Annotated in this window: 22 protein-coding genes; 11 read left to right on the top strand and 11 right to left on the bottom strand. The window is 45.7% G+C overall.

The features are described from left to right. Positions 1-82 precede the first annotated feature (82 nt). Positions 83-1,495: an adenosylmethionine--8-amino-7-oxononanoate transaminase gene (gene bioA / locus FM038_RS09265; RefSeq protein WP_223293035.1), complete on the top strand. Its 1,413-nt coding sequence runs from the start codon at positions 83-85 to the stop codon at positions 1,493-1,495. A 77-nt stretch (positions 1,496-1,572) separates the two neighbouring features. On the opposite strand, the gene FM038_RS09260 is transcribed toward bioA, so the two are convergent. The 4 genes from FM038_RS09260 to FM038_RS09245 form a co-directional block, all read right to left on the bottom strand. Beyond that, entirely contained in the window at positions 1,573-1,776 is a 204-nt protein-coding gene (locus tag FM038_RS09260) for a hypothetical protein (protein ID WP_142870440.1), read from the bottom strand. A gap of 155 nt (positions 1,777-1,931) precedes the next feature. After that, positions 1,932-2,327, bottom strand: a complete 396-nt coding sequence (locus tag FM038_RS09255; RefSeq protein ID WP_142870439.1) for a hypothetical protein — start codon at positions 2,325-2,327, stop codon at positions 1,932-1,934. A 91-nt stretch (positions 2,328-2,418) separates the two neighbouring features. Next, on the bottom strand, positions 2,419-4,494 hold the full coding sequence (locus FM038_RS09250) for a DmsC/YnfH family molybdoenzyme membrane anchor subunit (RefSeq protein ID WP_142870438.1): 2,076 nt from the start codon (positions 4,492-4,494) through the stop codon (positions 2,419-2,421). Between the two features lie 57 nt (positions 4,495-4,551). After that, the gene (locus FM038_RS09245) at positions 4,552-6,756 is read right to left on the bottom strand and encodes a molybdopterin oxidoreductase family protein (RefSeq protein WP_142870437.1); all 2,205 of its coding nucleotides are present in this window, start codon (positions 6,754-6,756) and stop codon (positions 4,552-4,554) included. 265 nt (positions 6,757-7,021) lie between these two features. On the opposite strand from FM038_RS09245, the gene eco reads away from it, so the two are divergent. From eco to FM038_RS09205, 8 genes are all read left to right on the top strand, one after another. Continuing rightward, positions 7,022-7,627 carry a serine protease inhibitor ecotin gene (eco, locus tag FM038_RS09240; RefSeq protein WP_142870436.1) on the top strand — a complete coding sequence of 202 codons (606 nt, stop codon included), beginning with the start codon at positions 7,022-7,024 and terminating at the stop codon, positions 7,625-7,627. A gap of 252 nt (positions 7,628-7,879) precedes the next feature. Continuing rightward, positions 7,880-8,860, top strand: coding sequence for a DMT family transporter (locus FM038_RS09235; protein ID WP_223293034.1), 981 nt, complete (start codon positions 7,880-7,882; stop codon positions 8,858-8,860). Positions 8,861-8,873: 13 nt separating this feature from the next. Further along, a complete protein-coding gene (locus FM038_RS09230; protein WP_142870435.1) occupies positions 8,874-9,278 on the top strand; it encodes a DUF1801 domain-containing protein in 405 nt (134 codons plus the stop codon). Between the two features lie 255 nt (positions 9,279-9,533). Continuing rightward, a complete protein-coding gene (locus FM038_RS09225; RefSeq protein ID WP_142870434.1) occupies positions 9,534-9,938 on the top strand; it encodes a hypothetical protein in 405 nt (134 codons plus the stop codon). Between the two features lie 56 nt (positions 9,939-9,994). Then, positions 9,995-10,201, top strand: coding sequence for a hypothetical protein (locus tag FM038_RS09220; RefSeq protein ID WP_142870433.1), 207 nt, complete (start codon positions 9,995-9,997; stop codon positions 10,199-10,201). A gap of 9 nt (positions 10,202-10,210) precedes the next feature. Further along, positions 10,211-10,711 (top strand): superoxide dismutase, Ni, encoded by a 501-nt coding sequence (gene sodN / locus FM038_RS09215; protein ID WP_142870432.1) that lies wholly within the window; start codon positions 10,211-10,213, stop codon positions 10,709-10,711. A 31-nt stretch (positions 10,712-10,742) separates the two neighbouring features. After that, complete coding sequence (locus FM038_RS09210; RefSeq protein ID WP_195873234.1) at positions 10,743-11,036, top strand: S24/S26 family peptidase; 294 nt, start codon at positions 10,743-10,745, stop codon at positions 11,034-11,036. 95 nt (positions 11,037-11,131) lie between these two features. Beyond that, positions 11,132-11,347 carry a hypothetical protein gene (locus FM038_RS09205; RefSeq protein WP_142870431.1) on the top strand — a complete coding sequence of 72 codons (216 nt, stop codon included), beginning with the start codon at positions 11,132-11,134 and terminating at the stop codon, positions 11,345-11,347. Positions 11,348-11,387: 40 nt separating this feature from the next. Here FM038_RS09205 and FM038_RS09200 read toward each other — a convergent pair whose 3' ends face one another. Beyond that, positions 11,388-11,813 carry an ATP-binding protein gene (locus FM038_RS09200; protein WP_223293088.1) on the bottom strand — a complete coding sequence of 142 codons (426 nt, stop codon included), beginning with the start codon at positions 11,811-11,813 and terminating at the stop codon, positions 11,388-11,390. A 112-nt stretch (positions 11,814-11,925) separates the two neighbouring features. Continuing rightward, on the bottom strand, positions 11,926-12,654 hold the full coding sequence (gene cobB, locus FM038_RS09195; protein ID WP_142870429.1) for a Sir2 family NAD+-dependent deacetylase: 729 nt from the start codon (positions 12,652-12,654) through the stop codon (positions 11,926-11,928). Between the two features lie 571 nt (positions 12,655-13,225). Between cobB and fur the strand changes: the two genes are divergently transcribed. After that, entirely contained in the window at positions 13,226-13,657 is a 432-nt protein-coding gene (gene fur / locus FM038_RS09190) for a ferric iron uptake transcriptional regulator (RefSeq protein ID WP_142870428.1), read from the top strand. 72 nt (positions 13,658-13,729) lie between these two features. Here the strand turns inward: fur and FM038_RS09185 are convergent, their stop codons facing one another. Beyond that, on the bottom strand, positions 13,730-14,230 hold the full coding sequence (locus tag FM038_RS09185; RefSeq protein WP_142870427.1) for a GNAT family N-acetyltransferase: 501 nt from the start codon (positions 14,228-14,230) through the stop codon (positions 13,730-13,732). Between the two features lie 168 nt (positions 14,231-14,398). On the opposite strand from FM038_RS09185, the gene FM038_RS09180 reads away from it, so the two are divergent. Further along, positions 14,399-16,051: an FMN-binding glutamate synthase family protein gene (locus FM038_RS09180; RefSeq protein WP_142870426.1), complete on the top strand. Its 1,653-nt coding sequence runs from the start codon at positions 14,399-14,401 to the stop codon at positions 16,049-16,051. A 104-nt stretch (positions 16,052-16,155) separates the two neighbouring features. On the opposite strand, the gene sucD is transcribed toward FM038_RS09180, so the two are convergent. The 4 genes from sucD to sucA form a co-directional block, all read right to left on the bottom strand. Next, positions 16,156-17,028, bottom strand: coding sequence for a succinate--CoA ligase subunit alpha (sucD, locus tag FM038_RS09175; RefSeq protein ID WP_142870425.1), 873 nt, complete (start codon positions 17,026-17,028; stop codon positions 16,156-16,158). Beyond that, on the bottom strand, positions 17,028-18,194 hold the full coding sequence (gene sucC / locus FM038_RS09170) for an ADP-forming succinate--CoA ligase subunit beta (protein ID WP_142870424.1): 1,167 nt from the start codon (positions 18,192-18,194) through the stop codon (positions 17,028-17,030). The genes sucD and sucC overlap by 1 nt, the downstream gene beginning before the upstream one ends. Before the next feature lie 113 nt (positions 18,195-18,307). Beyond that, complete coding sequence (odhB, locus tag FM038_RS09165; protein ID WP_142870423.1) at positions 18,308-19,498, bottom strand: 2-oxoglutarate dehydrogenase complex dihydrolipoyllysine-residue succinyltransferase; 1,191 nt, start codon at positions 19,496-19,498, stop codon at positions 18,308-18,310. 30 nt (positions 19,499-19,528) lie between these two features. Then, a complete protein-coding gene (gene sucA, locus FM038_RS09160; protein ID WP_142870422.1) occupies positions 19,529-22,351 on the bottom strand; it encodes a 2-oxoglutarate dehydrogenase E1 component in 2,823 nt (940 codons plus the stop codon). Positions 22,352-22,560 lie beyond the last annotated feature (209 nt).

Raw genomic sequence — 22,560 nt, 5'->3', positions numbered from 1 at the left:
TTGTTTTTATCTTGCCTAGGATACCTGCAGGTCGTAATCTGTCAACGCCAACCAGTCAAACAGGTTTACTAACGGTCACTATATGAACAATAACAACACCGATATCAGTCCTAGTATCTCAGCTGCGACTCTTTCTACATCAAAGGCTTCGACATCCAAGCTGCCAACATCGAGCATAGATCTTGAATTTGATAAGCAGCATATCTGGCATCCTTATACCTCGATGAACAATGCCCTGCCCGCTTTCGGTGTCGTATCGGCAAAAGAGTGCGAGCTGACCTTAGATGATGGCCGTCAACTTATCGATGGTACCAGCTCTTGGTGGGCCTGTGTGCACGGTTACAGCCATCCTGCCATCATCGATGCAATGCAGACCCAGCTTAATAAGCTGAGCCATGTAATGTTTGGTGGGATCACCCACCAGCCAGCGATAGAGCTGTCAAAAAAGTTAATCCAGATGACCAGTGATAACCTGACTAAAGTATTTTTGGCAGACTCGGGCTCTATTGCCGTCGAAGTGGCGCTTAAGATGGCACTGCAATATTGGCAAGGACGAAGTCAGCCACAGAAACAGCGTATATTGACGGTAAAATGCGGTTATCACGGCGATACCTTTGCCGCAATGAGCATATGCGATCCTGAAGGTGGCATGCATACTATGTTCGGTGACTCTGTCACCCAACATGAGTTTGTCAGTGCCCCAGAAACCAGTTTTGGCGCCAGCTTTAACCCCGACGAACTGGGCGAGATGCGAGCTAAGCTTGAGGCAATGCACCATGAAATTGCCGCTGTGATTATTGAGCCAATTCTGCAGGGCGCCGGTGGCATGCGCTTCTATCACCCGGATTACCTGGCTGGATTGCGTCAGCTTTGTGATGAATTTAACGTGTTGCTGATCCTTGATGAGATAGCTACTGGCTTTGGCCGCACCGGTAAGATGTTCGCCTATGAACACGCCTGTATAAATGAGCAAGCCGTGGAGGCCGATATCCTCTGTTTAGGTAAAGCACTAACAGGTGGCTATATCTCTCTTGCTGTTACCCTATGCAGCGATGAAGTGGCACAAGGGATCAGTGACTCACCGGCGGGTGTGTTTATGCATGGTCCAACCTTTATGGGAAATCCATTGGCCTGCTCTGCTGCTTGTGCGAGCCTAGATCTTTTGGCCACGAATGAATGGCAAGGACAAATTAGTCGCATAGAGTCTCAGCTAAAGTCTGAACTTGAAGAAGCGAAAAACTACCCGGAAGTGAAAGATGTGCGTGTGCTCGGAGGCATAGGTGTGATTGAGATGAACGCGACAGTTAACACCGCCGAGCTTCAGCAACAGTTTGTTGATTTAGGCGTCTGGATCAGGCCATTTTCAAACCTGATTTATATCATGCCACCTTATGTGATCACAGCAGAACAGTTGACTAAGCTAACCTCTGCGATGAAACAAGTCGCCAGCACCATTTTACCCTACAAGCATGAAGGCTTTATTAGTAATGGTTAATACTAATCAGAATGACTAATAGCAATCGGGGTCTGTGATACAAACAGTGCGCCGCATGGTGTAAAAATCATGTTGCTTTAACAAGCATTTACGGTCTGCATCGCAAGCCGTTTTTCCTGCCTGATAGCTTCTTTGCGCTCAGCCCTTCTTTTTGTGGTAAATGCGGTAAGTGGATCTTTGTAATACTTAGTTTCAGTTCCGCAAAAAGTGGGGATCTCGACGGCATAGAGCCCCTGGGAAAAACTCACACCATCAGGTAGCACTTTCATAATTATATCCATCTCAACACCCCTAGAAATACGTAAACTCACCACGCCACCAGCATAATGTAGAGATAATATACTAAATACACCACAAAATAAACACATGTATAGTCACAGTGTTATGTCGTGAGCCTAAAAGCGATTAAACAAAGCGCAATATCATGCTGTGAACATCACACGCTGACACTGGGCTGCTCAACTCTAGGCTTCTCAATTCTGGGCTTCCATTCCCACCATTGCATCTGCTCATCATTTTCAACGCGGCGACTCTGATAAATATCCCATGTCACTAGGAAGTCTGGATTAGTGACAGTCACTCCCTCGACACTGGTATTAAACCTTCCTTTGGGCGCAGTAAACCAACATGACAGATCTGTGGGGATTAGGAACTGCTTTCTTCCCGGCTCTGAGTTCTCTTTTGCAAATAGCTCGATACCTATGCCATTTTCAGCATCACTGGAACTGACTTTCCCCGCCAACAGAGACTGCTTGAGCATCTCTCCTTCGGCGTTAAAGTAGGTCAGTCCAATTAAGCAGATCTTCTCTATGGTCGTTTCCAATGTCAGCATACTCACCTCGTTTATCTTTCTTATTCTTATCACGTTTGTATTTATGATTCTGACTCTTATTACTGCTAGCTCTCAGCAATTGTTAACTGGCTTAATGAGCCAACGGCGCCACACCACAGGCCGGATTATCTGCTAAACCTATATCTCTGGCATGTTGCTCGAACCCCTTATTTTTCCAGAAGAAGGCGCCGGGCATAGTGGTGGGGATCACCAGGTTATAAAACAGCGCCCGGCCTATGACGGCGCTGATGCAGTTAATTAAGGCGATAACTGACCAGGCAACCAATGCCCACACGTTAACGCCTACCGGCTCAGAGGCTAGCCCTTGGGTATTGAATATGCCAAGTTCACCCAGAGCCAGTAATGTCAGGCCGGCAAAGATATTCAAGGTCAACATCAGGTTACGCAGCTTATAGGTCTTACCAAAAGTGGTGCACTGAATGTAATGTGCCGCCCCTCCCTCATTTTCACTGGCATTGAGATCACGATTGTGAGCTATCAAACCCATGGCTTCGAGCGCCACACCAAATAACCATACGCCTCCCAGTAGCTGTAAAGCAGGTAATAGCGGCAGAGACAAGGCGGCTAGAGTGCTCAAGATCATCACACCACTCACCATGGCACCCAAGGACAAGCTGTTACCTAAGAAACTGGTCACCGTTTGCCAATGATTCCAAAATGGTCGTGCCTTGATCTGATAACACTGGTTCATGTAATACAGACCCGCAACACCTGAAATACTGGCAAAAATGCCCGCTCCCAGAGCTAAGTTAGCCAAAGGCAAAGAGTCGATAAACTTGGACAGACTGAGCCCGCCCCCAGAGATCAGTTGCTCACTAAACCAGGTGTTGGTGGCTAGCAAGCACACGGCCATCAAGCCGAGTCCAGCACTGAACATGGCTAAGCCTAATCCTTCACGGCTCATGGGTGAATAACGCAGGTTATTAAAGCCGCGATAGAAACGAAAAGGTTTACCTAGGTGAGTCACACTCATAAATAGGCCAAAAGAGGTCATCGAAAGTGATGTGACCACCAGCACCAACATCATGTCTGAGGCCGCAAATAGCTCAAACAGTTCAACCCCGCCCAAGGCCGCAAGAAAGGGGATGATGAACGTGCCCAGAGCTGCCTGAGCAAACAGGGTGAACAGCACCAGAGGATTCTCCCGACTGTTAAGCATAGCCAGATTCCAGTGCTGCTGTTTACCCACTTTCTGATCTATCACAGGCTTATATTGGCCGTCCTCGCCCTTGTGGTATTTTACCGGCATAGAGTCGGTACGTGTCATCTCTTCTGGCATAGACTTGGTCTGTTGAAAGCGTATGTTAGGCCGAGTAATGTCCGGTGACGGAAATCCAGGAATACTGGTCTTACATTGCTCACGATTCTCCGGGGTATTTTCTATCACACCAAAGTCCAGCGCATTACCCACACAAGCCGAGACACAAGCAGGTTTTAGCCCCACTTCCAACCGATCGACACACATATTACATTTAGAGACCTGCCCTTTCACCGGATCTAATTGAGGTGCATTATAGGGACAGACCCAAGTGCAGTAACCACAACCAAAACAGGTTTCAGGATCTTGCAGTACAGCGCCATATTCCGCATGTTTAGTGTAAGCTCGAGTCGGACAGCCCTTGAGGCAGACAGGATCGTCACAATGGTTACAGGCCATAGAGATGTTCATCCGCTTATAATCAGGATATGAGCCCCCCTCCACATAGCCGACCGAGCGAAATGCCAGATGAGCCGGCGTTTCATTTTTCTCGGCGCAGGCCGACTCACAAGCATGACAACCGATACAGTTGTCTGCGGTAAAGAAGAAACCATGCTGCTTGTTACGGTCCGGATTCGTGCCCACTGCCGGATTGTCGTTAATAAACATAGAGCGGCCCACAGGTTTGTCGGTCAACTCTACCAAGTCGATGCGCTTGCCGTAGCGGTTCTCTACCTCGCTTTCGGTCTTAGGCAGGTAAGCGTAGGCCTGTTCCTCGGTGCGCACTTCCCAATGATTTGAACGCCCAAGCTGCTCTTCGCCTCTCTTAGGAAAATCGTTCGCTTTGGTGACCTTTATGCTTGAGCCGGTCTCTGGGGTAAATAGCCCTACACCCGCCTTGTCACTGCCGCTCTGCAATTTTCTGCCTTCAGTTATCTGTGATGTCATTATCTCGTCCCCAGCCTTGAATCTCAGGCTTCAAATTCGCAAAATTATTTCCTAGCCCTAAAATGCACGACGCTCGACGTTGATCCGAGCCGCTTCATCCTGATCGATCGGCTCTATTCGCGTGCTGCACTGCTTAAATGCTGGCTGACGTGAATAGGGATCGAGTAAACCTAAGGTGAGACGGTTGACACAATCGTGGTAATGAAACGGGATAAACACCATGTTACGTGGCACCCTGTGGGTCAGCTGCACCATGACAACGGCATCGCCGCGACGACTGGTGAGGCGTACATAGCTCTGGTGTTCGACCCCAAGCTCTTTAGCCGCGTCCGGGTTCATCTCCATGTACGCCGTTGGGCTGAACTTGTTGCAGTTACCTATTTTTCCGGTACGGGTACGGGTATGAAAATGCTCCACTACCCTGCCGCTGTTGAGCCAGAAGGGATACTCGTCACAGGGCTGCTCGTTGTTGTTATAAAAATTGATGGGCAGCAGGTTTGCCTTACCTGACTGAGTTGGAAACAGGCCATCGCTGTAGAGTCTGGCTGTGCCTTTGAGACCTTCATCTTGTTCTCTAAATGGCCACTGAATGCCTCTGGCTGCCTCGATTTTTTGATAGCTCATGCCCGAAATATCTAAGTGACGCGGACCGCCATGGGACAACTTGCCCTTAGACAGGTACTTCATCTCCTCAAACGCCCCTTCCGGCGTCTCGGGAAAATGGATCATCTGACCGTTATCGAAACGCTTGGCCAGCTGATTGAAGATCCAAAAATCCGGTTTAGAGTTCTTAAAGGGCGGCAACACGTTGCTGATCAGGTTGACCCTGCGCTCTGTGTTGGTATGAGTGCCCTCTTTCTCGGCCCACACCGATGCGGGCAAATAAACATGGGAATATTGATTGGTCTCCACATCGCTGTAAACATCTTGTATGACTAGAAAATCCAATTTTTCTAGCGCCTTGCGAATGCGAGCCGTGTTGGGCATTGAGGTCATGGGATTCGTCGCGACGATCCACAAGCCTTTAATCTCTCCCGTCTCTATGGCAGGAAAGATATCGGTCTCGGCCAGGCCGCGTTTCTTGGGAAAGAACTCAGGGTCTATGCCCCAAAAATCAGCGATCTCATTTCTGTCGGCCTCATTTTCCAGATAGCGGTATCCGGGTAAGCCAGAGCAAGATGACCACTCACGGGTGCCCATAGCATTACACTGACCGGTTATCGATAAACTGGTGCCACCTGGCTTACCGATATTGCCGGTTATCATATTAAGGTTATTGATGTTGGCGACACCATCTGAGCCGTGGGTGGATTGGTTTATCCCCATGGTCCAGATGCTCATGGCCGCCGGCGCTCTCGCATAAATTCTTGCCACATTACGTATGGTATCTTCGTCTATACCGCAGATGTGTTGCGCCTGCTTAGGATCATAGTCCTGCACCAGTGCCTTAACCGCCTCGAAGCCTTGGGTGTGCGCGTCGATATAGGCCTGATCTTGCAGCCCTTCATTGATGATCACATGCAGCATGGCATTGATCAGCACACAATCTGTACCTGGGGTGATAGGCAAATGTATATCGGCAAATTGCGCCAACATGGTGACTCGAGGATCCACCACTATCAGCGGGAAATGACGCTTTTCCAGCGCCTCTTTCAGACGCCAGTAGATGATAGGATGTTGCTCGGGAAGGTTAGAGCCAAAAGCCATCAGGCAATGGGTATGCTCAAAATCATCATAACAACCCGGCGGACCGTCGGCGCCGAAGGAGCGCTTATAGCCGCTAACTGCAGATGCCATACATAAGGTAGTGTTGCCATCGTAGTTATTGGTGCCAATCACGCCTCGGGCAAGTTTGCCTAAGGTATAAAACTCTTCGGTCAACAACTGACCCGAGGAGACGATGGCGAAGGCGTCTCTGCCATACTTAGCTTGAATAGACTTTATCTTATCAGCAGTCGTGTCCAGCGCATGATCCCAAGAGGTAGGCTCGAAGTCTTCGAAATGCTTGTCTCTTATGAGGGGCTCGGTTCCCCTGCCCGGACTCTCAAACAGCTCGTGTTCTAAGATCCCCTTGATACAAAGTTTGCCGCGATTAACGTCCGCGCCCGCATGGCCTCGGGTGGTAACGATCTTGTTCTGCTCATTTAAGCCAATCTCGATGGAGCAGCCCGTAGAGCAATAATTACAGGTGGTGTATTTCCACTGTGCAACTTTCTTGCTCGGGATCACAATTGGCTTTCTGTTTTTACGACCAAACAGCATAAAATACGCCCCCACATTGAATAAATTCTATTTTATTTTTGCTTTATCTCAGCAATGTTTATAACAATGCAGCCGTCATGCCAAAACATTAAGGCAATAAAATCAATGGAATAGTGTTAGGGTGATATCGATTAATGACCATTTTCGGTGCTTTCGCTTTAAAGTGGTGCAGTCTGGTTTTAAAATAAATTAAAATAGTTAACCCCTTTTCATTTTCCAGTCGTTTATAGGGGTAACTAAAACATCTTTTTATTTTTGGAGATTTATGAATTCATCAACACTTAACGCCGCTAAGACAGCATTGACCATTACATTTTCAGCAGGAAGCATCTTAGCCGTATCTCTATTATCTTTTAATGCATCGGCCACCAGCCCAGCTCATCCAACGGGTCTTAATCAGAGCGGCCACAACCAAAATATCATCACAGCTCAGGCCTTCTCTTCAGCGGATTATCAAGTCCAGGACGCCACTAAGATGTTTCCTGCACCAGAAATTGGCATGGTGCAACACATACTCACTCTGCCTAAGCTCGATGATGAATCGAACTACATGGTCGAAATACAGATAGGCCAAACTAAGATGGTTGACTGTAATGGCGGAAGTCTGTCAGGTGAATTGCAACAACACTCGGTTCAAGGTTGGGGGTATAACTATTATCAAGTAGATTCGATCACTCAGGGACCTACCACTATGATGGCGTGTTTCAAGGAAGCCGAGAAAGAGGCATTTGTGCCAATCAGAGCAGATCTGAAAATTAAGTATGATAGCCGTCTGGATAAGGTATTTTACCTACCCGCAGGCAGTGAATTGAGATATCGAGTCTGGGCTGTTGAAAGTCAGTTCAACACCTCAAAGCTAGTGAGTGAATAATTAGCGCCAATATTGGTTACACATTTCACTAGATAGATTAGTGACTAATTCTCCATACATAAATGCCAGCTAGCACAGCTGGCATTTTGCCCTTCACTCCTTCTTGCAGACTTTTATCTGGGAAAACAGCAATTTTTCTCTAACAGTCCCGGCCTGATGACTTGCTAATTTATTCTCGATTATCTAATTTAGCTAAACGACTTAAGGCATAAAAATAAGCACTCATTCGAATCAACAAGGACTCGGTTACTCTTGAGCAGACTCAGTATCAGTCTCTACACCACATTAGCCCTTATCGCGTTCGCGGGTAATTCTGTCCTATGCCGTATGGCATTAGGCGATAACACCATAGATGCGGCGAGCTTCACTTCAATCCGCCTGCTGTCTGGAATTTTAGTATTAATGATTATCTTAGCGTTCACTCGATCAGGCTTAGGAGCTAGCTTCAGCCGCGCTGAGGGTAAGAGCCCGAACCAAGATGAACAAGATAACCTGCAAGAGACATCTGCGGGCGACGCTTTGAGTCAGTCAAAGTCAAAAGGCAGTTGGCGAGCCGCTATATTGCTATTTATCTACGCGATAACCTTTTCCTACGCCTATATATCACTATCCACAGGTGTTGGTGCCCTCATCTTATTTGCCTCGGTGCAACTCACTATGGTGATAGCCAGTCTGCTTAGCGGTAAAAAACTCCACTATACAGAATGGCTCGGACTGATGATGGCTTTTGGCGGATTCATCTACCTGGTCATGCCGACACTCGCGACACCTTCTCTGTCAGGCTTTATTCTGATGACAATCTCAGGCATAGCATGGGCTGGTTACACCCTGATGGGGCGGGGATCTGTAAACGCACTTGGGGATACCAGTTATAACTTTCTACGTACCTTACCTTTCGTTATTCTGTTAGTCCTGTTCACATTTCAAGACGCTCAACTATCAAATACTGGCCTGGTATTAGCCATAATATCCGGCGGACTCGCCTCAGGAATTGGCTACACCATCTGGTATATTGCCCTGACAGGTCTGAGCTCAATACAGGCCGCTGTTGTACAACTAGTTGTGCCTATTATTGCAGCCATCGGCGGCATCATGTTTGCGGATGAATCAATATCGATGCGCCTGATCCTAGCATCTGCAATGATCTTAGGCGGGATTTTATTCCTGATAGTCGGTAAATATTTTCTTGAGACCTGCAGTTCGCGCCATACTAAAGAAAACAAAAGCAATTAGCAGAGCCTGAGAAATGAACAAGATTATTAAACAAAAATTCGATGCCTACCCCGATAACATAGCTCAAATTTTAATGGGACTCAGACAAACTATCTTAGATCTGGCTGCTGAGTTAGAAGATGGAGAAGTCGAAGAAGCGCTAAAATGGGGAGAACCTAGCTATATTGTAAAACATGGCAGTACCGTACGTTTCGATTGGAAAGTGGCGACGCCAAGCCAGTATCGTATTTACTTCAATTGTAACACCCGCTTAGTTGAGACCTTCAAAGAACTCTATGGAAATACCTTCACCTACGAAGGTAATCGAGCCATGGTATTTTCGACCTCAGATATCATACCTTTGACAGAGCTCAAGCATTGCCTCTCACTTTCCCTTAGATACCACTCAATTAAACATCTTCCTCTACTCGGCGCCTGAACTGAGACTAAGTTAACAAGACTAAATTAACCAGGCTTTGTGAACGAAACTAAGCTAACGAACCCTATAAACACTAAGGTTCGATATCAAGACCTTACCCCCTTCCCTCAGGATATCTTTATTACTTCTGCATTCTGCAACAAATGTAAATATTAGCTTTATCTTTGCAGCGGCCTTTACAAATACCTTTCCACAAGCATAATGATATTGATTCTTATTTGCGTTTGAGTGTTGTCGATATTAAAGGAGTGAGGTATGGATACATGGAGGCAGGTAATTTGCGAGGCAAACCGGGCTTTTCAGGCCGGTGATTGGCAAGATGCCGAACGTCAATACTTGATTGCTATATCGAGGATTAATCACCTCTATAGTGAGTATACCAACGATGAGCAGATCATGATGGCTTGGTTAGCCAGTTATCATAACCTGTCAGAACTATACGGCAGACAGGGAAAAGCCGATGCTCAACTCACCCATATCATGACTCCTTATCACCAATTAAGAAATCGGCTTATCACTCAGGCAGATAATGAGCCCATCTATGCCGCAATCCTTCATGGATTGAAGCTTAGCTGCAAAGAGTTATACCTATTCCAAAAGGGCCAATTACAGGGATCAAAATGTGTCGATATGAACGCTTTGGCTCCGGTCATTCACTAATTGTGGCCATACATCAAACCACTAAATATCCTGCTAACATTTAAGGTCAGATATCCATGAAGCAAAGATTCTCAGCAGCACTCACATCCGTATCCACTTTACTTATCGCCCCTACGGCCTTGGCACATCCAGGACATGATCATGCTCATTGGTCATCGTCTATGGTTCACCTATTGTGGATTTTACCTACCGTGGCCGCTCTGGGACTCGCCATCACCATGTACCGCCGAAAGAAAGCTGCGACTCAATCAGACAACAAATAAGGGGCGAACATGTTTTATAACTTATTGAATAAACTCGACAATAAAGCGCCTTTTAAACGTGCCTCGGCTCATTGTGATATACCGTGCAAGATTTACGATCCCATCACGTCGCAGTTGGCGGTATTAACCATGATCCGTATGGTCGATTTGCTCGAAGAACTCAATTCTAAGCCGTCTTTGACGCCCAATGAGCAGGCGCAATTCGGCCGCTTAGTGGCCGAAAAGGAAGTCCATGGTCACAAGGTAAAGGATGAGATCACGGTGATCTGGGGCGACTACATCAAGCAGCCTCAACTGGAGCAATTTCCGGAGCTCCATGAATTGAGTCACAGCATCATGTTGGCGGCATCGAAAGCCAAGCAACATATCGATCGTGAAGCGACTCTGCTACTACTGGAAAAGGTCAACCGATTCGCCGAGATCTTCTGGGAAACCAAAGGGATTAAGACTTATCAAGCCACCTGCCCTTATCCACCCGCAGAGACATTAATTTACCCACAATTAAAATAGTTACTGCAGTAAATTAATTTAAGGAGCACTCATGTTTGGGATCAACTTATACCGCGTAGCCGGAGTCAGTATGCAGCCGCGTATTCCTGCTGGCAGTTTTGTTCTGTGCATGAGCGCTTTTAAACGACCATCATTAAAACTTGGGGGGATATACCTTTTCAAACACCCCAGATTAGGAGAGTTAATCAAGACTCTGGTCAAGATAGACAATGCCGGTAACCTCTGGTTTAAAGGCGAAAATGAGACAAGTATATCCAGCCAAGAGATGGGGCCAGTAAGAAGTAGTAGAATCATAGGCAAGGTCACACTCATTATATCGGCCTGACTTACTAACCTGCTAACTCTTATCTGTTAGCAATTCCCCTACTTATAATACTTGCATCAATTGTAACCTCGAATGCACTTTGTTAGGGTTAGGTCATGACAACATTTCATATCACCAGAATACATACATCGAGAGGCATTTTCAGGCTCAGCGGCAACTGGACTGAGACACTAGAAATATCTGCCATCGAATTTATGGGCACAGATGGCTGGGTGGCATTAAACTTAGCCGATGTAAACTCCCATCAATTAATAGCCAGTCTGGAGCAGGAGGTTTTAACCCATTTAAATTCCCAGCATAAAGGCAAATAGAACTAGCATAATCACAAACAGAAAGTAGAGATAAAAACAATTAGAAGGCTTCGAACTGCTTAGCCATTCTTTGTATCTGAGCTAACGGCACGTTATGGCTATTTCGTTCTGCACACAGTGCTTGGTGTGCGTTATCTTTAGGCTCACCAATCAAGACGATCCGCACTTGATAGCCCAAGGCTTTCGCCGCAGTTTCATAAGCCATAAACTCCCAGTGAGCAAGGTTTGTATTATCACAGATAACGATAGGCTCAGAAGTCGATAGGGCCTGTATAAACCCCGTTAGATTGCGTTGGTGATATTCTGATAATTTCTTACTGTCGAAACGATATCGCTCTCCGTCATAGAAGAAGCTATCCGTTGAAAAATATCCATTAGCACGCGCATTAATCGCAATCTCGATGCTTTGAATCCCTAAGAACTCATCCACCCAGTGGGATTTTCCACTTCCTGGCAAACCACGCATGATGATTACCAGCTTATTACACTCTGTACTCTGCTGCTCTTTGCTCAGATTTCTGGGCAAAGAATTACTCAGCGCTTCTTCCATTGATTCAGACCTCAATACATAATGTGATTTAGTCAATAATATCGCTAATAACACTTCCCGATAAGATTCTATCGACTAAACGAGGCAAAAGCACACTCGCATTACCTTGGAGGTGATACTGGAACTGGCTATGACGATCGGCTGCAACCAAGTTAACTTCTACAGTCTGTGCCCCGTGATGATTGGCGGTATCAACGAAACCAGCAGCCGGATATACGGTACCGGAAGTGCCAATGGCGATAAACAGATCACAGGTGTCTAGAGCATGCTGAATACGGTCTAAGCCAATTGGCATTTCACCGAACCAAACCACATGTGGTCTGAGCCTTTGGGCTGGAATACAACATGTACAACAATGCTCTGGTCCGAATGGATCACGTAATATAAATGTTTGACGAGAACGTGGACAGCGACCTTTCGACAATTCACCATGCATATGCAATAAACGACGTGAACCGGCTCGTTCATGCAGATCATCAATATTCTGGGTGACAACTAACAGTTCGCCTTCAAACTCTTGCTCAAGACGTGCAAGTGCTTTGTGACCTTCATTAGGCTCGATATCACCATTATGGAGTTGCGTCCAACGCGTGTTGTAGAAACGATCCACAAGTTCTGGATCTCGCGCATAACCTTCAGGCGTCGCAACATCTTCAATTTTATGTTCTTCCCAGAGCCCATCTTGATCTCTGAACGTTCTTAAACCTGATTCAGCTGAGATTCCAGCGCCAGTTAACACCACTATTTGCCGATACATCTTCAATCCTTCCATACTATTTTTTATTCTAAAAATACCAATAGGTATAAGTAAGTGGTCAATTCAGAGTTATTTTTGGCGGCATAATTCAAGGCGAATGAGTGAGGAAATGGTGATCCCTTTTGAACTCAGTCAACACAGAAGTAGGCAGCCAAAAACACTCCTGGAAGGCGAGTTTTAGCACTTCTGATACTGCGTTAACAAGCTTAAACGTAGAATAACTATGTCTCTCACTCGTTGCCTTGCCTCACAAGCGCTAAACTCTCGCTGAATGACCATATCTTTATACCGATTGGTATTACTACAAGCCAAACATATGCTAATAAGCCTGACGCATTTATCTAACATTCGATACTAGGCGTTAGTATAAATACCGTAATAACAATACAAAATGTAAGCTTAAATCGCATGCTTTATCTCTGATTTTTCATCATTTATTGTATTTGTATTGATAATACTAAGATAAAGCTCTATAGAGGTTTAAGTTTTCAATTTAACCTCTATAATAGAAATTAATATCCACTATTGAACCGAAGGCTACACTGCTGGTTCTGCAATCAAGAGATTAGTAATGACAGATGGAAATCAGGCGCTGAAAAAAGCGGGTTTGAAAGTTACCTTACCACGAGTCAAGATCCTAGAACTGATGCAAGGACCCGAAAACCAACACATCAGTGCTGAAAATCTTTACAAGAGGTTATTGGATTTAGGTGAAGAGATTGGTCTTGCGACGGTATACCGCGTACTTAACCAGTTCGACGATGCTGGCATCGTGACTCGCCATCATTTTGAAAGTGGTAAAGCGGTTTTTGAACTAGCGACTAAACACCATCATGACCATCTTGTGTGCCTATCATGTGGCAAGGTCATAGAGTTTTCTGATGACATGATCGAATCTCGCCAAGATGAAATCGCTATGAAGCACAACATTAAGCTGACTAACCACAGCTTATATCTCTACGGTGTATGTACCAACGATGAATGTGAGCACAACGACGCGTAAAGAAGACTCAGTTTAATTCCGACTTTAGCGTTTAAAAACCAGCTTTCTAGCTGGTTTTTTTGTGTCAACAACTCATAACTTTTTGTGGTATATATTCACTTTATGACCCATAAAACTATCTCGATTTCTATGTTTCATTCCTAGCTTTTGGGCCAGATTTTCGGAGCCCTTATTACCCAACAAAATAATCGCAATCACCTCATCAATGCCAAACCGTTGAAATTGTTCTAACGCACTTCTACCCGCTTCAGAACCAAGTCCCAGTCCCCAATAATCAGGTAAGTAGCGATAACCTAATTCTACCTCGTCATATTCGGTAATATACTTAGGACCGCAAAACCCTATCACTTTATTATCAAGTTTGTGCTCTACCGCCCATCGGCCATAGCCAAACTCTTCATAACTAGAAAGTATGACCTCGTTAAATATCTCTTCCGCCTGCTCAACACATGTCATCGGTTCACCTGGTATGTAGGTTAATACTTCCGGGATGCTATTGAGTAAAAAAATGCTGGGTATATCCCGTTGTTCAAATTGTCGTATGATTAACCTATCGGTTTCAGCAATGATCATAACTCTCCCTTCATTTGAATCTTATTGGTGACACCCGTTTAATAATTCTTATGGATTCACTAAATCTAATTAAGTAACTAACTTATATACCTATCCCATATTTATCAATATAATCTCTTTACAAAGCAGATGTTTTACTCATTTAGCTATGTCGAACAAGGAAGAATCATGACGATTATGCAAATGGTATATTGGCTGATTGCCAGTGTTGGAAACCTACTCGCACTATATCTTTTCAATACCACTGGTAACGGCTTGTCCATACTGCTGCTATTTCTTAGCCTCAGTTATTCTTGCATCGGTTTTTATGACCTAAAGTATAGTCCTCACACACTCAATCGTCTTTACCCCGTCGTTGCCTATATTCGCTACTTTCTCGAATCCTACCGTATTGAGATTCAACAATATTTCGTCGCCAATGATACTGAGGAACGCCCCTTTAACCGAGAGCAAAGATCACTGGTCTACCAGAGAGCTAAAAATGTTAGAGACACCATAGCTTTTGGCACCCAAAGAGATCTGATGGAAGATAACTACCTGAGCCTTTGGCACTCGCTTTCTCCTAAACATATTGCTGATGATGTAAAAAGAATTACCTTTGGCGGCCCAGATTGCACTCAACCCTATAACGCCTCCTATTTGAACATTTCGGCGATGAGTTTTGGCTCCTTAAGCACCAATGCAATTGAAGCAATGAACTTAGGCGCTAAACAAGCGGGTTGTTATCACAACACAGGTGAAGGAGGCGCAAGTCCCTATCATCTAAAACATGGCGGAGATATCGTTTGGCAAATAGGCTCAGGCTTATTTGGTTGTCGCGATGAATCAGGTAATTTCAATCCAGATACCTTTGAAACTATGGCTAAACGGTCTCAAATAAAGATGATTGAGATAAAGCTCAGTCAAGGGGCTAAGCCGGGTCACGGAGGCGTCTTACCCAAAGCAAAAATTACTCGTGAAATTGCTGCTATTCGCCATATCCCCATGGACAGGGATTGTATATCTCCAGCAGTTAACCCTGAATGCACCACACCCATCGCCCTACTTAGGTTTGTAGTCCGCTTAAGAACGCTTAGTGGTGGTAAACCCGTTGGCTTTAAACTCTGTATCGGTAATCCTGCTGAGTTTTTAGGAGTCTGTAAGGCCATGCTTGAAACAGGCATAACACCAGACTTTATTACTGTTGATGGCGCAGAAGGTGGTACGGGCGCAGCGCCAGTTGAGTTTAGTAATCGATTGGGTATGGTGTGTCTGGAAGGAGTCTATTTTGTCCATAATGCCTTAGTGGGTGTAGGCTTAAGAGATAAGATCCGAATTATAGCGTCAGGAAAAACAGCCTCAAGTTTTGATATTCTAACAAAAATAGCTTTAGGCGCAGACACAGTGAACGCGGCCCGTACCATGATGTTAGCCCTTGGCTGTATTCAATCTAGACACTGCAACACCAATATGTGCCCCACTGGAATAGCGACTCAAGATCCAGCTAGATCCAAAGCAATAAATGTCGAGCAAAAAAGCCAAAGGATTAAAAATTTCCATCACAACACGCTAGAAAGTTTCTATGAACTTGTAGGCAGTATGGGATTAGATGATCCTGCTAAGCTGATGCCCCAGATGGTAAAGCGCCGCTCACCTTACGGTCTTTTAATGTCTGTCGGCAGCCTTATCGAGCCACTAGCGCCGAATGCACTTATCGATGACAGTGCAGACCGTCTCGTTGATGAGGTATGGTCAGCTTGGTGGAGCACTAGCCGTAGCGATCAATTCTATGCCGATGACCTCTATGTGTTAACTCCCGCCGAGTTTAAACATCAGGCATGATATGCCTTGAGCTGTTAAATATGTCAAAAGGGATCACCATTCCCATATAAAAGATAGGTAACAAAAAAGGCGCCAAAGGCGCCTTTTTTAAACAGAAAGGGTATTTACCAACCTGTTCTAGTACGAAGTGCTTTACCGATATCGGCAAGTGAACGAACAGTCGTTACGCCTGCAGCTTCAAGAGCGGCAAACTTATCTTCAGCAGTACCTTTACCACCGGCAATGATTGCGCCAGCATGGCCCATACGCTTGCCTTCAGGTGCAGTAACACCGGCAATGTATGAAACAACAGGTTTAGTCACGTTAGCCTTGATGTACTCAGCCGCTTCTTCTTCAGCAGTACCACCGATCTCACCGATCATCACAATCGCTTCGGTCTGTGGATCGTTCTGGAATAACTCAAGAACGTCGATGAAGTTAGTACCAGGAATTGGATCGCCACCGATACCAACACAAGTAGACTGACCGAAACCTTCATCGGTAGTCTGCTTAACCGCTTCATAGGTCAGTGTACCTGAGCGAGAAACGATACCGACTTTACCCGGCTTGTGGATGTGACCAGGCATGATACCAATCTTACACTCACCAGGAGTGATAACACCTGGACAGTTAGGACCGATCATACGAACACCAGTTTCTTCAAGCTTAACTTTAACCTGAAGCATATCCAGAGTCGGGATGCCTTCAGTGATACAAACGATAAGCTCGATGCCACCGTCGATAGCTTCAAGAATGGCATCTTTACAGAAAGGAGCAGGTACATAGATAACAGATGCTGTAGCACCAGTTTCAGCTACCGCTTCTTTAACTGTATTAAATACTGGCAGACCAAGATGAACTTTACCGCCTTTGCCAGGTGAAACACCACCCACCATCTGGGTACCGTAATCGATAGCTTGCTCAGAGTGGAATGTACCTTGACCGCCGGTAAAGCCCTGACAGATAACTTTAGTATCTTTATTGATTAAGACAGACATTATTTGCCCTCCGCAGCTTTAACAACTTGCTGAGCCGCGTCAGTAAGACTCGTGGCAGCGATGATATCGAGATCTGAACCAGCCAATACTTCACGGCCAAGTTCTGCGTTAGTACCTTCAAGACGGACAACAACAGGTACGGTTACACCGACCTCTTTAACTGCACCGATAATACCTTCAGCGATCATGTCACAACGCACGATACCACCGAAGATGTTAACCAATACTGCTTTAACGTTATCGTCAGACAGAATGATCTTGAACGCTTCAGCAACGCGCTCTTTAGTCGCTCCGCCGCCAACATCAAGGAAGTTAGCTGGATTGCCGCCGTGTAGGTTAACTATGTCCATAGTTCCCATAGCAAGGCCCGCACCGTTAACCATACAACCGACGTTTCCGTCTAGTGCGACATAGTTAAGCTCGAACTTAGCTGCATGTGCTTCACGAGCATCATCTTGTGATGGATCGTGCATGTCACGAATTTTAGGCTGACGGTATAGTGCATTACCATCGATGCCAATCTTGCCATCAAGACAGTGAATGTTGCCTTCGTCGGTAATAACCAGCGGGTTGATCTCTAGTAGTGCGAAATCATGGTCTTCAAACATCTTAGCTAAGCCCATGAAGACTTTAGTGAACTGCTTCATCTGAGTCGGGTTTAGGCCCAACTTGAAGCCAAGATCACGAGCCTGGAATGGCTGAGGACCTGTCAATGGATCTATGATAGCCTTGTGGATCAACTCTGGCGTATTTTCAGCCACAGTCTCAATATCAACACCGCCTTCGGTAGAAGCCATGAATACCACACGACGTGAAGCGCGATCGACAACGGCACCTAGGTACAATTCGTTGGCGATGTCGGTGCAGGTTTCTACTAAAATCTTAGCAACCGGCTGACCCTTCTCATCTGTCTGGTACGTTACCAGATTTTTACCTAACCAATGTTCGGCAAACGCGCGGATCTCGTCTTTAGAGCTAGTAACTTTAACGCCACCCGCTTTACCACGGCCACCTGCATGTACTTGACACTTAACAACCCAAGTGTCACCGCCAATTCTTCCAGCAGCTTCAACGGCTTCTTGTGGTGTATCACAAGCAAAACCTTCTGACACTGGCAAACCATATTCGGCAAATAGAGCTTTTGCCTGATACTCATGCAAATTCATGATGATCTATCCATATACTTCTTATCAAATTTAACTGGCTCTTTCTGGGCCAGTAACGAGGGTAATACCAATCACATCCTGAGACGTGACTGGTATGGTGTCACTGTACTATTTTATAAATCTAACAGTAGACGAGTTGGATCTTCGAGGAAGTCCTTAATGGCAACCAAGAAGCCAACTGACTCACGACCATCGACAATACGGTGATCGTAAGAGAGTGCTAGGTACATCATGGGCAGGATTTCAACCTGACCATTAACTGCCATAGGGCGATCTTTAATGGCATGCATGCCTAAGATAGCGCTTTGTGGCAGGTTCAAAATAGGTGTCGACATCAATGAGCCAAATACACCACCATTGGTCACGGTGAAGTTTCCACCCGTCATATCTGCAACAGTTAGCTTGCCATCACGACCTTTAAGAGCTAATTCACGAACATTGCGTTCAATGTCAGCAAGGCTCATGGTGTCAGTATCACGCAATACAGGTGTCACTAAACCACGTGGTGTCGATACTGCAATGCTGATATCGAAATAGTTGTGATAAACGATATCATCACCGTCAATTGACGCATTCACTTCAGGAAAACGCTTCAGTGCTTCAGTCACGGCCTTGATGTAGAAAGACATGAAGCCCAGACGAACACCATGACGCTTCTCAAAAATCTCCTGATACTGCTTACGGATATCCTTGATAGGCTGCATGTTGACTTCGTTAAACGTAGTCAACATGGCTGTGGAATTTTTAGCTTCCAGAAGACGCTTAGCAATAGTCTTACGCAGGCGTGACATAGGAACACGCTTCTCGCTGCGATCAGCCAATGGCGCTACAACTGCGGGCGCACTTGCAGCAGGAGCCGGTGCAGCCTTTGCGTTCTTAACAAATGCTTCAACATCTTCTTTGGTGATACGTCCACCAACACCTGTGCCTTTAAGCTTACTTGCATCAAGGTTATGTTCGCCAATCAGACGACGAACTGAAGGGCTTAGGGCATCGCTAGTCTCTTCAACAACTTCAGGAGCGGATGCTTCAGCTTCAGCCTTAGTCACTTCTTGTCCGGCTACCACACCAGCAACAAATTTAGCGATAACAGCTTCACCTAAAACAGTGTCACCTTCTTCTGCTAAGAATTCAGCGATAGAGCCATCTTCTGGAGCAACAACTTCGAGTACAACTTTATCAGTTTCGATATCAACCAGGTTTTGATCGCGAGAAACTTGTTCACCAGCTTTCACATGCCAAGTGGCAATAGTTGCATCAGCAACAGATTCAGGCAGTACGGGTACCTTAATTTCGATACTCATTATGAGCTATCCTTTTTAAATAGTTTGTAACTAAAGTTTTAATGCTGTTTTTATCAAAGAATCTTGTTGCTGAGCGTGCAGTGCTGGATAACCACATGCAGGTGCAGCAGATGCTTCACGGCCGGCATAAGTCAACTGTGCGCCGGCAGGGACTGCACTCCAGAAATGATGCTGGCTACAGTACCAGGCTCCCTGGTTCTGCGGCTCTTCTTGACACCATACAAAATCTTTAACGTGCTGGTATTGAGATAATATTTGCACCATATCTTCATGCGGGAACGGATAAAGCTGTTCAACACGAATAAGCGCGATATTAGTCAGACTCTCTTTGCGACGTCTTTCTAGCAGTTCGAAATAAACCTTACCACTACAGAACACCACGCGATCAACCTTAGTACTATCTAAGGTATCCATCTCAGGGATCACGGTCTGGAAGCTGCCTTGGGCAAGTTCTTCCATACTAGACACAGCTAATGGATGACGCAGTAAAGACTTAGGTGACATGACGATCAGAGGACGACGCATTGGGCGTACAACCTGTCGACGTAGCATGTGATAAACCTGAGCCGGTGTCGAAGGGACACATACCTGCATATTGTGGTTAGCACAAAGTTGCAGAAAACGTTCCAGACGAGCACTCGAGTGCTCAGGTCCTTGACCTTCATACCCATGAGGCAACAACATGGTCAGGCCACACAAACGGCCCCACTTCTGTTCACCAGAAGATAGGAATTGGTCGATAACCACTTGAGCACAGTTAGCGAAATCACCAAATTGAGCTTCCCAAAGTGTTAATCCGCTAGGCTCGGCAGTCGCGTAACCGTATTCAAAGGCAAGTACAGACGCTTCAGAAAGTACCGAATCGATAAGGTCAATCGGACCCTGTTCATCGGCAATATTACGCAGTGGCATATAAGCTGATGCATCAGTTTGGTTATGCAACACAGCGTGACGATGAAAGAAAGTGCCACGACCTGAATCTTGACCAGTAATGCGAATACGTTTCTTATCTTCAAGAATCGACGCATAAGCCAGCGTTTCTGCAAAACCCCAATCAAGCAATTTCTCACCGCTAGCCATTAATGCGCGATCTTTGTAGATCTTAGCGACGCGTGATTGTAGCTTGTGATTTTCAGGAACATAACTGATTTTATCAGCTAAATTATTGATTCGTTCCATCGACATCTGAGCAGGATAGTCTTCGTTCCACTCTCTGTTGATATAAGGAGACCAGTCAACCGAATGCAGTGTCATAGGACGCCACTCAGACACGACACAATCGCCGTGATCGAGTGCATCTCGATAATCGTTAACCATAGAGGTCACATCATCAGCACCTAAGGTCTGCTCGGCAATCAATCTGTCTGCATAGATCTTACGTGGCGTAGGATGCTTCTTGATTTTTGCATACATTAATGGCTGAGTCGCACTCGGCTCATCGGCTTCATTATGGCCATGACGACGATAACAAACCAGATCGATAACCACATCACGCTTAAATTCGTTGCGGTAATCCACAGCTAGCTGAGACACAAAAGCAACCGCCTCTGGATCATCGGCATTGACGTGAAAAATGGGTGCCTGAACCATCTTAGCGATATCGGTACAGTACTCAGTAGAACGAACGTCTTCAGTCAAGTTAGTAGTAAAACCAACCTGATTGTTTATGACGATACGAATACTACCGCCCACGGTAAAACCGCGAGTCTGAGACATGTTAAACGTCTCTTGTACAATACCCTGACCGGTAATGGCTGAGTCACCATGAATAGTTATCGGCAATACTTGTCTGCCGTCAGAACAACCGCGGCGATCTAAGCGAGCACGAACAGAACCCATAACCACTGGGTTAACGATCTCTAGGTGCGATGGGTTGAACGCAAGGGCAAGATGGACATTACCGCCTGGCGTTTCAAAGTCGGAGGAGAAACCTTGATGATACTTAACATCACCCGAACCGTTGAGTTCATCGCTGTGCTTGCCGGCAAATTCGTCAAATAATTCAGCAGGCTTTTTACCTAAGACATTCACCAGTAAATTAAGGCGACCACGATGGGCCATACCGACGACGACTTCTTTGGTACCAGCATCACCCGCACGATAAATGATCTCTCTCATCATAGGGACGAGTGCATCGCCACCTTCAAGAGAAAAACGCTTCGCGCCAGGGAATTTAGCACCTAAATACTTTTCAATACCTTCTGCAGCATTTAAGCCTTGAAGAATGCGAGTTTTAGCTGTTTTGTCGTAATTAGCTCTACCTAAAGAAGGTTCTAACCTTTGCTGTATCCAGCGCTTCTCTTCAGTATCGGTAATGTGCATGTATTCAGCACCGATAGAGCCACAATATGTAGCCTTCAATGCGTTTACAAGTTCACCAAGCTGCATGGTATCGCCACCATGAGCAAATGAACCAGTATTGAATTCACGCTGCATATCTTCGCCAGTTAAGCCGTGATAGGCCGGGTCCAGTTCAGAGACTGTGTCACGTTTCCAAAGCTCCAGAGGGTCAAGATTGGCATTCTGGTGGCCACGAAAACGGTGAGCATTAATCATCTGCAGGACTTTAACTTGCTTAGCATCAACTTCAGGATCAGTCGCACGGGCTAGGCCCTTCTGACGACCTTCAAGAGCTAAGCTACGAAAATAGTCACGTACTTTAGAGTGGGCTGCTTCGGGTACATCAGCCGATGCGCCGTTGGCATGAGGGAGGTTATCAAAAACCACTTGCCAGTCTTCTGCAACAGACTGAGGGTCTTCTTGATAGGCTTCATACATCTCTTCTACATAGGTCGAATTGGCACCACTAAGGTGTGATGATTCGAGCCAGGCTTTCATGATGCCTTGGTGCATTTCTATTCCTTTCAAACTTTATACACGTGTTTAGCCAAAGTTTTATATATGCACTCTCGTCATCAGCAATAAATAGACAAGAGACACATATCATTTGCCGCCCCTAGAAATCCAGATTTCACGGCATATTGTAGTTCCATTACACAAAAGAGCCACTTCCCATAAGAGAAGTGACTCAATTCGAGCTATATAATTATTACTGTCAGCTC

Source organism: Shewanella eurypsychrophilus, from assembly GCF_007004545.3.
Taxonomy (GTDB): Bacteria; Pseudomonadota; Gammaproteobacteria; order Enterobacterales; family Shewanellaceae; genus Shewanella; species Shewanella eurypsychrophilus.
The sequence above is the reverse complement of the archived record's forward strand: the minus strand, read 5'-3'. Positions and strand labels throughout refer to the sequence as shown.

What these genes read in the sequence shown, in the direction of transcription:
- FM038_RS09245 (WP_142870437.1), bottom strand. Translation starts at nt 6,756, where the DNA reads ATGCTGTTTGGTCGTAAAAACAGAAAGCCAATTGTGATCCCGAGCAAG.
- sodN (WP_142870432.1), top strand. Translation starts at nt 10,211, where the DNA reads ATGTTTTATAACTTATTGAATAAACTCGACAATAAAGCGCCTTTTAAA.
- odhB (WP_142870423.1), bottom strand. Translation starts at nt 19,498, where the DNA reads ATGAGTATCGAAATTAAGGTACCCGTACTGCCTGAATCTGTTGCTGAT.
- FM038_RS09200 (WP_223293088.1), bottom strand. Translation starts at nt 11,813, where the DNA reads ATGCGTGGTTTGCCAGGAAGTGGAAAATCCCACTGGGTGGATGAGTTC.
- eco (WP_142870436.1), top strand. Translation starts at nt 7,022, where the DNA reads ATGAATTCATCAACACTTAACGCCGCTAAGACAGCATTGACCATTACA.
- cobB (WP_142870429.1), bottom strand. Translation starts at nt 12,654, where the DNA reads ATGTATCGGCAAATAGTGGTGTTAACTGGCGCTGGAATCTCAGCTGAA.
- FM038_RS09260 (WP_142870440.1), bottom strand. Translation starts at nt 1,776, where the DNA reads ATGGATATAATTATGAAAGTGCTACCTGATGGTGTGAGTTTTTCCCAG.
- FM038_RS09205 (WP_142870431.1), top strand. Translation starts at nt 11,132, where the DNA reads ATGACAACATTTCATATCACCAGAATACATACATCGAGAGGCATTTTC.
- FM038_RS09185 (WP_142870427.1), bottom strand. Translation starts at nt 14,230, where the DNA reads ATGATCATTGCTGAAACCGATAGGTTAATCATACGACAATTTGAACAA.
- FM038_RS09255 (WP_142870439.1), bottom strand. Translation starts at nt 2,327, where the DNA reads ATGCTGACATTGGAAACGACCATAGAGAAGATCTGCTTAATTGGACTG.
- bioA (WP_223293035.1), top strand. Translation starts at nt 83, where the DNA reads ATGAACAATAACAACACCGATATCAGTCCTAGTATCTCAGCTGCGACT.
- FM038_RS09210 (WP_195873234.1), top strand. Translation starts at nt 10,743, where the DNA reads ATGTTTGGGATCAACTTATACCGCGTAGCCGGAGTCAGTATGCAGCCG.
- FM038_RS09180 (WP_142870426.1), top strand. Translation starts at nt 14,399, where the DNA reads ATGACGATTATGCAAATGGTATATTGGCTGATTGCCAGTGTTGGAAAC.
- sucC (WP_142870424.1), bottom strand. Translation starts at nt 18,194, where the DNA reads ATGAATTTGCATGAGTATCAGGCAAAAGCTCTATTTGCCGAATATGGT.
- fur (WP_142870428.1), top strand. Translation starts at nt 13,226, where the DNA reads ATGACAGATGGAAATCAGGCGCTGAAAAAAGCGGGTTTGAAAGTTACC.
- FM038_RS09220 (WP_142870433.1), top strand. Translation starts at nt 9,995, where the DNA reads ATGAAGCAAAGATTCTCAGCAGCACTCACATCCGTATCCACTTTACTT.
- FM038_RS09230 (WP_142870435.1), top strand. Translation starts at nt 8,874, where the DNA reads ATGAACAAGATTATTAAACAAAAATTCGATGCCTACCCCGATAACATA.
- sucD (WP_142870425.1), bottom strand. Translation starts at nt 17,028, where the DNA reads ATGTCTGTCTTAATCAATAAAGATACTAAAGTTATCTGTCAGGGCTTT.
- FM038_RS09225 (WP_142870434.1), top strand. Translation starts at nt 9,534, where the DNA reads ATGGATACATGGAGGCAGGTAATTTGCGAGGCAAACCGGGCTTTTCAG.
- sucA (WP_142870422.1), bottom strand. Translation starts at nt 22,351, where the DNA reads ATGCACCAAGGCATCATGAAAGCCTGGCTCGAATCATCACACCTTAGT.
- FM038_RS09250 (WP_142870438.1), bottom strand. Translation starts at nt 4,494, where the DNA reads ATGACATCACAGATAACTGAAGGCAGAAAATTGCAGAGCGGCAGTGAC.